We start from the raw sequence: 12139 nt of genomic DNA, 5'->3' as shown, positions 1-12139 counted from the left end.
AGAGGTTATTCTCCTCGTAGGTCTCGATGATCTTTTGTCGCAAGTCTAAAGAATAGGGCTTCATCGGGTCGTGGCTCCTGCCTAGGTCTATAATTTATTGTCCTCTTCTATTGTACCTCATGCAAGTGCATACCGCTATATCAACCTCTGCTGTCCAGATAGGAACCTCCTCTCCCCACTGTTTCAGCAACCAGGACGCTGACAGCCTTATCTGTGCTTTTTCCTTCTCATTTTCGAGTAAATTTCTCAACTTTTCTCGGCTTAAAAATGATTTGTTAGTTGCTTCTTTTTCTAAAGCTTGACAGTCTAAATCATCAATATCTGGCCTTCTCATATAAGAACGCAACTCCTCCTGGCTACTAGCTTGGAGAAACTCTTTAGCCAATTGCTTAGTCCCCACCGTGTCTTGATATTCTTGCAGAATTTTCTCTGCATCTGCTAACTTGTCACCCGACCACAAATAATACTGGGATTTGTGACTTTTTTGCCAATTTCGGGCATCTTCATACACTTGTTTGGCTAATTCTCTACCCTTGCGAGTTTCGGTTCGCCACAGATTCAGGTTGTCCCACTTTTCAATTAAAGCTTCATGGGCCAAATCTACCCAAGCTTCTTCTTCTCGTTCAGTTTTTCCCGTTACTAAAAGGCGACCTTTTACTAATCCTTGTTTTCCTTCAATCAGTTCTTTTAAAACTTTTTTTCCTTCTCGATTATCTCCAGCTAAAGACAAGATAAAGGCTTTCGGTTGACGCAATCTGGTATCTTTTTCCCCATCTCCTATTTGCAGAAGATTCAAGAAAATTCGCTTGATTAAAGTTTTCTCGTCTTCCGTTCGCTCCTGCTGCGGTGAGTCTTTTTCATAATCCCTGTAGTGGTAAACTTTATCTGCATGACAATTTAACTCTCCTACTATCCCACCTATCGCCTGGTAAGCATCTAAAGTAACCTGATACTTTGCTTCATCTCGCCTCTGCCAAAGCTGGGTTAAAGCAAACTCTAATAATGGTAAAAATCCGGGTTCTTGTTTAATATCTTCAAGGATTTTATTGAGCAATTCTTTCGTAACTTCATAGCCTTGCAGTTTGGCTGGTTCGGTGATAGCTTCTAGCAAATCTAATCCCCTTAGACCTGGCAGGTATTCGGCGTTATTTTGAATCAATTTTCGCAAAGAATCGTAACGCAAACAGGGTTCAATGAAATCCGCCCTCATGGTAGCGACAACTGCCAGAGGAGAGTCTGGAATTGTGGCAACTTGAGTAATCAATTCAATAAAGCGCGAGCGCTCGCGCTCGCGCTCTTTCTCTGGATCAAAAGTGAATAATTCCTCAAATTGATCTACCACCAGCAAGAATTTGTGTTCGCGGGGAAAAAGTTCTAATAGCGGGTTTAAGCCTTCGCTGGCTGGATTATTGATACATTCATCCAGCAATTTTTCGCAATCTGGAAAATAGGATAACAGTAGGCTTTCTAACTTTGACAACGGCTTAAATCCAGGCTTGATCGGTTCGAGAATGTGCCATCCTAATTCTTCCAACCAGGGTATCAATCCCGCCAGAACTACCGAAGATTTACCACTTCCAGAAGCACCAATCAGAGGGACAAAATTTAGCCGATCCAGCTTAGATTTGATGTCTTCTACTACTCGCTTGCGTCCGAAGAAAAATGGGCGTTCTTTCTTAGTAAACGCCAGCAATCCTTGATAGGGACAGCGCAATTCTCCCTTCTCATCTAGTAACGGTTTCACTTCTTTAACTTGAGGTTGCGCCCCATATTTGACCAGAATTAGCGATCGCCCAACTCCCATGCGAATCGGTTCTTGACCCTTCCCTCGCAATTCCCGCGAAACAAAATCAAACAGGCGATCGACACTAATTTCTCCCGTTTTTGGGTCCGCCTCTTTTTGGGACAATCCCTTCAGTAAAGCGGCGGTGAACAAACTGTATTCCTCATCTTGCCAAGCTTGCTGTTGTGACCGACAGGCGGCGATCAGGTAGTAATCTTGCTTCTCCTTAAACGCTGAGAGGCTAGGTTCCAGCAAAGTGCGATTTTCCGGATTTTCGGGCAATAACGCCCCTGCAACGCAACAGTCTAGCATTACCACCAGATTACTCAAACTAGAACGCCGTAATAAAGGATTGAGTTCTCGGTCTAAAGAAATGGCATTTTTGCCGTCGGGTTGGCTATCGGAGGTGGCGAGATAGGCTTCCCCGTCACCGATGCGATTGATCAGGCGAAACCCGTGTCCTGAAAAGTAGATCAAGACTTCTTGATTTTTGGTCTGCTCTCCCGATAAGATTTGCTTTAAGGCTTGCAAGACTTCATTCCCCGTTACCTTTCCTGGAACAACTTCGTAGCGTTTTTCTGCGGCAATCCAGCGATTGGGTAGGCGTTCTACATTCTCAAATGTCTTGGTATTCTCCAAGAATTGAGCAACAGCTTCTGCATCTTGGGCGGGTTTGCTCAAAGATGGCAGGGAATCGTAATCGTTAATGCCGATGACGAGGGCGTACCAAACCATAGACAGTCAGCAAGGGATAGAAATATTTTTTATATTAGGTTATTTTTTGGTAAACTGCAAGGAAAGCATAGGCCCTCCCTTAGATGACCTTTTCGGCTCTTCTCGACTTTGTGTGATAATTTTTGCTTATGGAATCGTGAAATGCTTACTGGGCAAGACTTTTAGGACTATTTTGCTGATATTCTATCAGTATAGACCCCGTTTCCACACAGAAACCAGAAGAGCCCCTTTTCTTATCACCACAAGTATGGGAGAGCCAAGAAATAGTTAAGAAAAAAGTTAATTTTCAATTTTTGCATTATTTATGACTCGACTAACTCCGATCCAAATTGACGAAAACACTCTAATTTATATAGAGTCCACCGATGACCTGGAAATTCCGACCGAGACATTAAAAACCGAGGGAAGAGTTGCTAAAGGGGTAATTAATGTACCAGATAAACAGCAAATTTTACAGAATTTTCAGACAATTGAAGATACAATTCGTACTTACACTACTTACACTTTAAACGCTTTTCGCAATTTAGCCATTGCCAACATTGAGGAAGTCACTTTACAATTTGGTGTGGAAATCGGCGGTGAGGTAGGAATCCCTTATATTACCAAAGGAACCGCTAAAAGTAATTTAAATATTACGGTTAAGTGTACCTTTCCTAAGCCGCCGAACTCGTCTGATTGATGGTTCAATCTTTAACGTTTTCTGGTTTTTCCATATATTCCCAAAATAAGAGAGCCAAATAATCTTGATTAAGGTCTCTGGTCTTGATTTTGGGGATAACTGGGGAATAGATCTCTGGGGAAATCCTCGGCACTTAAACAGGTTTGTAAAGCTTGGGAGGGATTATTTTTGTCCACATCACGACTGACAGCGATAACGCACTCGGAAAAGCGACCGGGTAATAAACTTTGACGACAGGAATCTAAAACCTGTCTAGAAATCCCTAATTTATCAGGTTCCTTGGCTGTTTCGGTTTGTTTGAGGGAATTAGTGGCAAATAAGGGGGCAGCGCGATGGATATCGACTACACAATTACCTAGGTCAATAGGACGACGCACTTGAAAACAAGCTTGCAGGGCCAGATTACCATCGATCGGGGTTTTGGATTTAATCATCACCACACACCGGGATAATTCTTTAGGAATTAATGCTTCTGAACAAGCGGTGGCGGCATCTTCGGGACTGACTCCCGTGCCGACAATCTGACTGATACAGGCACTGAATTGATTATTGTTGCCAAATGCGATCGCTGTTCGGTTCATTTCTACTAAGCCAAGGGAAATAGTAGCGATCGCGCTCCAACTAGCAATTTTTTTAATATGGTTTTTCATCGTTCGCTCACACCGAGGATTTTAAGGCTAACTGGCCTTGATTTTAACAGATTCACGGGCAATGGGGGAATGGGGAGATGGGGAGATGGGGAGATGGGGAGATGGGGAGATGGGGTAGGGTTGATTCATGAATCAACCCTACCTTGAATCAACCCTAGGGAGATGGGGGGATAGGGAATGGGGGAATTCAACTAATACCCCAAAACCCTAAAACCCCAACCCCTAACACCCAAGGATCAAAATTAGTATTCTGGTACAGTGGAATCGACTTCGCGACTCCAGGCACTGATGCCACCTTTGACGTTAATTCCTTCGATACCTGCCTCTTTGAGGATAGCGAGGGCCTTAGCGGAACGTCCCCCCATCTTACAATGGGCGATGAGACGATAACCGTTGACTAATTCCTTAATTTTGGGAATTGCCGCACCATTCTCGATATCGGGTAGGGGAATTAACACCGAGTTGGGGATATTAGCGATTTGGTACTCGTTGGGATTACGCACATCGATGAGAATGTAATCATTGGCATTGCTGTCAATTAGTGCTTTTAACTCTACTACGGTCATTTCTGTCATTTTTTGCTGTTCTGCTGCTTCTTGTGCCTTCGCTTGCGGGATACCGCAGAATTGTTCGTAATCAATTAATTTTTCAATGACGGGACGGATGGGATTCGGGCGCAATTTTAACTCACGGAATTTCATTTCCCAAGCATTGTAAAGCAGTAAACGACCACTAAGGGTATCCGGTGCGCCGAGGATAATTTTAATGGCTTCTGTGGCTTGAATTGTGCCGATTACTCCGGGTAAAACTCCTAAAACACCGCCTTCCGCACAGGAGGGAACCATCCCCGGTGGTGGCGGTTCGGGATAGAGATCGCGGTAGTTGGGACCGCCTTGGTAGTTAAAAACGGTTGCTTGTCCTTCAAAGCGGAAAATTGAGCCATAAACGTTGGGTTTGTCGAGAAGAACACAAGCATCATTAGTCAGATAACGGGTGGGGAAATTATCCGTCCCGTCGATGACTACATCATAGGGGGCTAAAATGTCAAGGGCATTTTCGGAACTTATGCGGGTTTCGTACAAATCCACCTGACAATAGGGGTTAATTTCTAGAATTCTGTCCTTAGCGGAAACAATTTTCGGTTTACCTACCCAAGAAGTGCCGTGAATAATTTGACGTTGCAGATTGGAACTATCGACGATATCGAAGTCAACAATACCGATTCTACCGATGCCAGCCGCCGCTAGATAGAGTAAAAGCGGGGAACCGAGTCCCCCGGTGCCGATGCAGAGAACACTGGCGGCTTTTAGTTTTTTTTGACCTTCTAAGCCCACTTCGGGCAGAATAATGTGTCGAGAGTAGCGTTGAACCTCCTCTTTGGAAAGTTCGATCGCCGCGAGATTAGGATTTAGCATAGATTGGGTAAATAGTGAAACCTCACTCGATTCGGGCTAGAATTTCGTCTCAGCACGGTTTAGAGACAAAAATCAGGAAGACTCGATCGCTTCCTGGATTTTTAATTCTTTCTATGCCTATGATAGTGTGAGGGTCTGGCTCCGTGTTGTTAATATTAGTTAACTTTCCCCTGCTACTTGGGCGCGGTATTCACTAGCGGAGAGGGTATCAGCCAAGGCAGTATCGGGATTTTCTACCCGCACTTTTAATAACCAACCCTCCCCGTGGGGATCATCGGCAATTAATTCGGGGGAGTCAATCATCGCTTGATTGCGATCGACTACGGTCCCCGAGACGGGAGGATAAAGATCTTCTACCGCTTTTACCGATTCGATCGTGCCGAAACTACTACCTACTTCCAGCGCCTCTCCCAATTCGGGCAATTCTAGAAACACGATATCACCCAATTGATCGACGGCAAAAGCACTAATTCCCAAGGTAGCGATTTCACCTTCGAGTCTGACGTATTCGTGGGTTTCTAGGTATCTCAAATCCTCGGGATATTCCAGTTCCATCGTCTGTCTCTAAATATTTACAGCATCAGTTAGTTTACTAGATCTCTTGGGGAAAATGTTCATCGGCTAGGGCTGTTTTATTGCCGATCGCTGCCTAGGGTTTGGTGAAAAAGTTTTTCCTGGTGGCAGGGTGTGGGGTGTGGGGTGTGGGGTGTAGGGTTTTACCGATTTTGAGGAGGTCAATTACCTAATTTTCAGGGAAAAAGTCCCTAAAATTTTCCCCCCATCACTCCAAGGGTCGGCACTTTTTGAGGGAAAAAAAGTCTGAAAACCTTATCCAACCAAGTTTTTAGATTTATTCAGCCAACCCTACCTAGACAAAATTAATTACACCGATCGAACCCTGATTAAACAGCTAGAATTGGTCTAGGTTGATCGGGGAACACCGGAACACTGGAACAATAACCGGTTTAAATACCTCCTAGCCTACTTAAGTAGGGAGGCACAATTATTTGTAGGATGGGTTAGCGGTAGCGTAACCCATGCGGGCGTTGGGTTTCATGCTTCAACCCAACCTACGTTCATCTTATATTTAATTCCACCCACCCACTTATGTTAAATTCCATCTTAGAGCCTCGTGGTGGCGAACATCAAACCATAAGAGCCTTTTTTGAGCCAAAAAACATCGCTGTGGTGGGATTTAATCGCCAAAATCCCCAACTCGATCGCACTCTTTTAAATAATCTCCATCATAATCCCGGTCAGCACCGTCTTTATCTAGTTAATCCTCACCCCGAAAACTGGCTCGATCTTCCCAGCTATAGCAGTTTACCAGATATCCAGGCGGCGATCGATCTGGTAATTATCACCGCCCCCGCTCCCGAAATTCCCGCTATTATCGCCCAATCTGTCGAAAAACAGGTTAAATGCGCCCTGATTCTCTCCACGGGTTTTCGGGAAACCGGCCAGATGGGGGAAAATTTACTCAGGGAAATTAAAGCGATCGCTGGTCAAAAATTACGCATCATCGGTCCCCATAGCTCAGGAATCTGCAATATAAGACAAAATCTTAACGCCACCTTTTCCCCCATCCTGCCGAAAACCGGTTCAATTGCCCTGATTAGTCAAAGTGGCGCGATCGCTGCTGCCGTGCTTGATTGGAGTTTAAGCGAAAATGTCGGTTTTAGTCACTTTATCTCCCTCGGAGTCCTTTTAGATGTGGATTGGGGCGAATTACTCTATTATTTGGGAGACGATCCCCAAACCAAAAGCATCGTTATCTACTTGGAATCCCTGAATAATGCCCGCTCTTTTCTGTCCTCAGCCCGAGAAGTTGCCCTAAATAAACCAATTATCGCCATTAGTCGCCACAGTACCGACTTTGACCCCACTTCTCTTTCCCATGCTGGCAAATTGACCAGCGATCAGCTAACTCTCTCCGCTGCCTTTGCTCGCTGTGGCATCGTGGAAGTACAAAGACTGGCCGATCTCTTGAATATCACGCAAGTTTTAGCGAAAATTCCCCGATTTCCCCGGGGAAAACGCTTGACAATCATCAGCAATGGTGTTGCTCCCGCTCTTTTAGCGGCCTCGGCTTTACTGGCGGAAGATGGACAACTGGCAACCCTTACCCCCGCAACGATCGAAAAACTAGCTCCTCTTGTTCCCGCGGATATTGTCCCCCAAAATCCCATCGATCTGCGTCGCGGCAGCGATCCCGATAGCTACGCTCGCGCCCTAGAGATCGCTTTAGCGGATGCACATACCGACGCGGTGTTGATGATTCTCTCGCCTCGCTTTAACACCGATCTGCGAGAAATTGCCCGTAGCATCGCCTCAATCGCTCAAAATAGCAAAAAACCCATTTTAGCAAGTTTGATGGGGGGAGAGGGCATTGCAGAGGGAGTAGCGTTATTAAATCAGCAGGGTATCCCCACCTATCGCTATCCCGATTCGGCGGCCCGGGTGTTTAATTTGCTCTGGAAATATGAAGAGAATCTGCGCGGTCTTTATCAAACGCCAATTTTAACCAATTCTCAGGAAAATGGCTCCGATCGAGTTTTAGTTAGCCAGATTATCGAGCAAGCAGGGGATAGAACAATTCTCAGTGAGCCAGAGTCTTTAGATATACTCAAAGCTTATGGAATCCCTGTTATTGTCACTAAAATTGCTGAAAGTGCCGCAGAAGCAGTTAATCTCGCTGAATCTCTCGGTTATCCCGTGGTGATGAAACTGCATTCCCAGACGATTATCCATAAAAGCGCGGTGGGTGGGGTACAATTGCCGCTTTTTTCCTCTATGGCAGTGGCACAAGCATATCAGGCGATCGAAGCTAATATTACCGCACAAGTGGGTGGGGAGCATTTTCTCGGGGTGAGTATTCAACCGATGTTAGAAATCGATCGAGGATATGAGTTAATTATCGGCTCTAATTACGATGATCAGTGCGGACCGGTGATAATTTTCGGTACTGGCGGCCGTTTAGTCGATATTTTTCAAGATTACGCCACCGCTCTACCTCCTTTAAATACTAATCTCGCTCGCCGACTTTTAGAAAAAACCAAGATTTATCGGGCTTTTAACGGGACAAATGGGCTTAAATCGCTTAATTTAGCGAATTTGGAGCAAATAATCGTTAGATTTAGCCACCTGGTTAGTGAACAACCTCGCATTAAAACTATCGATATTAATCCCTTTTTTGCCGATTCAGAGCAATTAATCGCCCTTTCCGCCTCTATCCTTCTTCATCCTCCAACTACTCCCCCAGAAAAGTTATCTCATCCGGCGATTCGTCCCTATCCCGAACATTATATAGGTCCTTGGACGACGAAAAGAGGATTAAAGGTGCTAATTCGTCCGATTCGGGCAGCGGATGAGCCTTTAGTGCGACAATTTCACCATTATCTCTCGGAAGAAACCATTTATTATCGTTATTTTCATCTTGTCAATCTCGATCGCCAAACCGCTTATGATCGTCTTACGCGCATTTGTTTTATCGACTACGATCGAGTAATGAGCTTAGTGGTAGAGATTAATAACGATCAGACGGAAGAACCAGAAATTATCGCTATAGGACGCTTAAATAAACTGCACGGCGTTAATGTGGCGGAATTTGACCTATTAGTTAGGGATGACTATCAAGGTCAGGGTATTGGTACTGAATTACTACAGCGTTTGGTCACTATTGGCAAAAAGGAAGGACTAGAGGGAATTGAAGGGGAAATTTTAAGTGATAACCGCGCTATGCAGATGATAGCCGCTAAAGTGGGGTTTTCTCTCTATAAAACTGCCGATTTTGTCAAAGTGGAACTTGAATTATGAAGCCTTTTTTGATAAGCTGATCACTAATTCTCTGGCTGAATTGTTTGGGCTAATCCTTGCTCTAAAGTAAAGGGAGGTTGCCAATTCAGGGTTTTTTGAATATAGCTAGAGTCAACGGCAAGAGAACCAAGCAAGCGATCGATATTATAGCTGTTAAAAGGGAGATTTTTCCCTGTTATGGATTCTACTCTATCACCCAGATAACCTAAGAATCTAAGTAAGGTAGTGGGGACGGGCAGCAATCGACAGGGTTGTTGAATTTGTTGAGCAATGAGTCGAATTAATTGGGGAGTCGAAACAGCTTGGTTATCGCTAATTAAAAAGATTTGATTCGCGGCATTAGGATGATCTAAACAGGTAATAATGGCAGCAACCAAATTACCCACAAAGACAAAACTACGACGATTTTTGATCGCACCAAAAGGTAAAGGTAATCCCCGTTTAATTAGTTTCATCAAGCGCTCCATATTAGCACGATTGCCTAGTCCGTAAACGAGAGTAGGACGAAGGATTGTCCAAGTCATGTTACTATCTTTGGCGAGGTTAATTAAAGCTTGTTCTGCTTGCAGTTTACTACGACCATAGGGACTATCAGGGTGACAGGAAGAATTTTCGTTAAGAATATCATCACTTTCGGCAGCCATAGCATGAATAGAACTGACAAAAATAAAGTGCTTAACTCCCGCTTTTAGCGACTGCTTAACTAGGTTAATAGTCCCCTTCGTGTTAACTTTTATAAATGCTGCTTCTGGATTGGATATAGTCTCATGAAGGATATGAGCGCGTCCTGCTAGATGAATAACGGTATCAATGCCTAGCAATGCTTCTTGCCAATCGGTTATATCATCAATTTCACCCACCTGAATAGCCTTAATTGACAGGGCTGCAGGAAACTCAAATTTCTGGCGAATTGCAGCTGTTATCTGGCAGTTATGTTGATGTAAAATTGGCAGTAAGTTGCTGGCAATAAAGCCATTAGAACCTGTAACTAAAACGTTTTTCATTATTAATTATTCAATTAAGTTTAGTAAAGTTTCCAACCATGTTTATTGAAAAAATACACAGCCGATTGAGCAAAAACTATAGCCAGTTTAGTAGAGTTGTGCGCTCCTCTTGCCCAATGATGATAAATATTGACATGGGGATAAAGTATGGTTTTGTATTTTTTAGACATTCTGATGGTCAAATCATAATCTTCAAAATACATGAACATATTTTTATCAAAATAGCCAATATCATCTAAATATTTTCTGTTAAATAGCATAAAACAACCACTAATAATCGGTACTTCTATTATCTGGTTATAGCTGATATCTCGCATTTCATACCAGTCCAATCTCTTTTTAAAAAGAAATTGCATTTTTCGAGGAATAAAACGTCTAATAAATAAAGTCAAAACCGTAGGTTGACGCTTGCAAAGGTATTGGATGTCCCCGTTAGGGTAAGATATTTTTGGAGTAATCAATCCCACATCTTGATGCTTATCGAGGTAGTGAATAAGCTCAGTTATCACATTATTATCAAAATAAACATCTGGATTGATAACTAAATGATAGTCATAATTTTTGGCCTTAGTAATAGCTAGGTTATGTCCTTGACCAAAACCAGTATTGTTACCATTATTGAAGTAATAATCTATATCGTATTCCTGAAAATTATCAAAGATTTTTTTGAGTTCATCGGTGGGAGAATTATCTACTACTGATAAATTAATTTCTATGGGTGTGCTGAACAGAGATTTAATTGCTTGAATAACTATCTCTGGATCATTTTTGTAAAGGACAAGGGAGGCCGTAAGTTGCATAAATATCTAAAGCTATCTTTTACTAAAAAGAGTATCCAAACAATTCTATATCTTCCTTGAGATGTTCACTAATAATATTTTTAGTTTCTTCGTTATAATAACTCCTGTAGTCTCGCTGACGTTGAGGATTTTGATTGACGGTTGCTAGTTTTACTTTTGGTAACTTAAGCAATTATAGTATTCTCTCATAGTCTTTTTGTCAAGTTTCAAATATAGTTAAAACATTCCCAGTCATTTAAGATAATTTTTCTCAGAGATTTCTCCAAAGACGACAACGCTACTTTGGGATTACGGATAAAAAGAGAGTTGTATTTGCAGGAAATTAACATTTTATTCTCATCTCCAGTTGATTTTTTAGTGACAGTTATAGAACTACATTTTTTTTGCTATGATAACCTTCTGATCTTCAATTACATTGCGCGTCGAGTTTACTAGACGTATTTCAGCGTGAAAGCCACAACTTTCTAACCGTTCAGTTATATCCAATCCGTAATTTCTGAAGGCAAGAACTCTTCCCTGTCCTCGAATCCGATCGCCATGATACTCAGGTTCAAGCTGATGTATGATAGTCCCATCAGGCTGTAAGAAACATCTTTCAACTGTTTTCGGGTTATCTGATAAAGGCACGGTAAAAATAAAATATCCATCTTTTTTTAAGACTCTGTAAATTTCAGAAAAACCCTTGCTGTCATCAGGAACATGCTCAAAAACTTCGGTAGAAGTCACTAAATTAAAAGATTCGTCGTTGAGAAGAAGATTTTGAACGTCTTGACAGACAACAGAGTTCTTCATCAACCCTAGAGGTACATCATCAAAGTATTCAGAAAAGTATAAATTTTTAAATTTACCCTTTAAGAATTTATACAAAGCTCCGCGAGAAGACAACTCGTAAACAGAGGTACTGGTTGAAAAATTTAGAGATTCAATTGTCAAACCAACTGCTCTATGAATTTTAGTAGATCTACAGTTTAAACAACGAGTACCAAAATATCCTGGATGTATCCGAACCACCACAGAACCGCATAAATTACAAATCCCAATCATCTAAATAGAGCCTCCTTTTATTTTTATGTATGGTTATAGTTCATAATTTTTAATTAGCAGCAATTAATTTTTTGGTTCTTCGTTACTTGGTATGGTTCGATAGGGGGGCATAAATCGACTAAATCCTTATCTGGTAAGAGACTTAATTGATTAGTTTGCTCTAGAGCAAAAACAATTGACAAAAATCGCTAAATGCCTTTCTATGTAAGGGTT

The 12139-nt window shown here is 42.4% G+C and carries 11 protein-coding genes; 2 read left to right on the top strand and 9 right to left on the bottom strand.

Going from position 1 to position 12139, the window contains the following annotated elements; translation table 11 throughout:
* Positions 1-94: 94 nt before the first annotated feature.
* Positions 95-2518 carry a caspase family protein gene (locus PX481_RS07720; RefSeq protein ID WP_288094219.1) on the bottom strand — a complete coding sequence of 808 codons (2424 nt, stop codon included), beginning with the start codon at positions 2516-2518 and terminating at the stop codon, positions 95-97.
* A 304-nt stretch (positions 2519-2822) separates the two neighbouring features.
* Between PX481_RS07720 and PX481_RS07715 the strand changes: the two genes are divergently transcribed.
* A complete protein-coding gene (locus PX481_RS07715; RefSeq protein ID WP_016516358.1) occupies positions 2823-3197 on the top strand; it encodes a CU044_2847 family protein in 375 nt (124 codons plus the stop codon).
* A 68-nt stretch (positions 3198-3265) separates the two neighbouring features.
* On the opposite strand, the gene PX481_RS07710 is transcribed toward PX481_RS07715, so the two are convergent.
* The 3 genes from PX481_RS07710 to gcvH form a co-directional block, all read right to left on the bottom strand.
* A complete protein-coding gene (locus PX481_RS07710; RefSeq protein ID WP_288094218.1) occupies positions 3266-3847 on the bottom strand; it encodes a hypothetical protein in 582 nt (193 codons plus the stop codon).
* Positions 3848-4089: 242 nt separating this feature from the next.
* Positions 4090-5262 (bottom strand): molybdopterin-synthase adenylyltransferase MoeB, encoded by a 1173-nt coding sequence (gene moeB, locus PX481_RS07705; RefSeq protein WP_043998707.1) that lies wholly within the window; start codon positions 5260-5262, stop codon positions 4090-4092.
* A gap of 159 nt (positions 5263-5421) precedes the next feature.
* Positions 5422-5817 (bottom strand): glycine cleavage system protein GcvH, encoded by a 396-nt coding sequence (gcvH, locus tag PX481_RS07700; RefSeq protein WP_002737085.1) that lies wholly within the window; start codon positions 5815-5817, stop codon positions 5422-5424.
* A gap of 552 nt (positions 5818-6369) precedes the next feature.
* Between gcvH and PX481_RS07690 the strand changes: the two genes are divergently transcribed.
* On the top strand, positions 6370-9078 hold the full coding sequence (locus PX481_RS07690; RefSeq protein WP_288094216.1) for a bifunctional acetate--CoA ligase family protein/GNAT family N-acetyltransferase: 2709 nt from the start codon (positions 6370-6372) through the stop codon (positions 9076-9078).
* A gap of 23 nt (positions 9079-9101) precedes the next feature.
* Here PX481_RS07690 and PX481_RS07685 read toward each other — a convergent pair whose 3' ends face one another.
* The 5 genes from PX481_RS07685 to PX481_RS07665 all read right to left on the bottom strand — a co-directional run bounded on the left by PX481_RS07685 (position 9102) and on the right by PX481_RS07665 (position 12108).
* Positions 9102-10082, bottom strand: coding sequence for an NAD-dependent epimerase/dehydratase family protein (locus PX481_RS07685; RefSeq protein WP_002758877.1), 981 nt, complete (start codon positions 10080-10082; stop codon positions 9102-9104).
* A gap of 20 nt (positions 10083-10102) precedes the next feature.
* Positions 10103-10882, bottom strand: a complete 780-nt coding sequence (locus tag PX481_RS07680; RefSeq protein WP_002758876.1) for a glycosyltransferase — start codon at positions 10880-10882, stop codon at positions 10103-10105.
* Positions 10883-10904: 22 nt separating this feature from the next.
* Positions 10905-11054 (bottom strand): hypothetical protein, encoded by a 150-nt coding sequence (locus PX481_RS07675; RefSeq protein WP_249264849.1) that lies wholly within the window; start codon positions 11052-11054, stop codon positions 10905-10907.
* Between the two features lie 200 nt (positions 11055-11254).
* Complete coding sequence (locus tag PX481_RS07670) at positions 11255-11926, bottom strand: class I SAM-dependent methyltransferase (RefSeq protein ID WP_002758875.1); 672 nt, start codon at positions 11924-11926, stop codon at positions 11255-11257.
* Between the two features lie 53 nt (positions 11927-11979).
* Positions 11980-12108 (bottom strand): hypothetical protein, encoded by a 129-nt coding sequence (locus PX481_RS07665; RefSeq protein WP_288094221.1) that lies wholly within the window; start codon positions 12106-12108, stop codon positions 11980-11982.
* Positions 12109-12139 lie beyond the last annotated feature (31 nt).

This window comes from Microcystis sp. M53603_WE2 (assembly GCF_030065435.1).
The sequence above is the reverse complement of the archived record's forward strand: the minus strand, read 5'-3'. Positions and strand labels throughout refer to the sequence as shown.

Excerpts from the sequence above, each read along its gene's own strand:
- PX481_RS07710 (WP_288094218.1), bottom strand. The coding sequence starts at position 3,847 with ATGAAAAACCATATTAAAAAAATTGCTAGTTGGAGCGCGATCGCTACT.
- PX481_RS07670 (WP_002758875.1), bottom strand. The coding sequence starts at position 11,926 with ATGATTGGGATTTGTAATTTATGCGGTTCTGTGGTGGTTCGGATACAT.
- moeB (WP_043998707.1), bottom strand. The coding sequence starts at position 5,262 with ATGCTAAATCCTAATCTCGCGGCGATCGAACTTTCCAAAGAGGAGGTT.
- PX481_RS07685 (WP_002758877.1), bottom strand. The coding sequence starts at position 10,082 with ATGAAAAACGTTTTAGTTACAGGTTCTAATGGCTTTATTGCCAGCAAC.
- PX481_RS07690 (WP_288094216.1), top strand. The coding sequence starts at position 6,370 with ATGTTAAATTCCATCTTAGAGCCTCGTGGTGGCGAACATCAAACCATA.
- PX481_RS07715 (WP_016516358.1), top strand. The coding sequence starts at position 2,823 with ATGACTCGACTAACTCCGATCCAAATTGACGAAAACACTCTAATTTAT.
- PX481_RS07720 (WP_288094219.1), bottom strand. The coding sequence starts at position 2,518 with ATGGTTTGGTACGCCCTCGTCATCGGCATTAACGATTACGATTCCCTG.
- gcvH (WP_002737085.1), bottom strand. The coding sequence starts at position 5,817 with ATGGAACTGGAATATCCCGAGGATTTGAGATACCTAGAAACCCACGAA.
- PX481_RS07680 (WP_002758876.1), bottom strand. The coding sequence starts at position 10,882 with ATGCAACTTACGGCCTCCCTTGTCCTTTACAAAAATGATCCAGAGATA.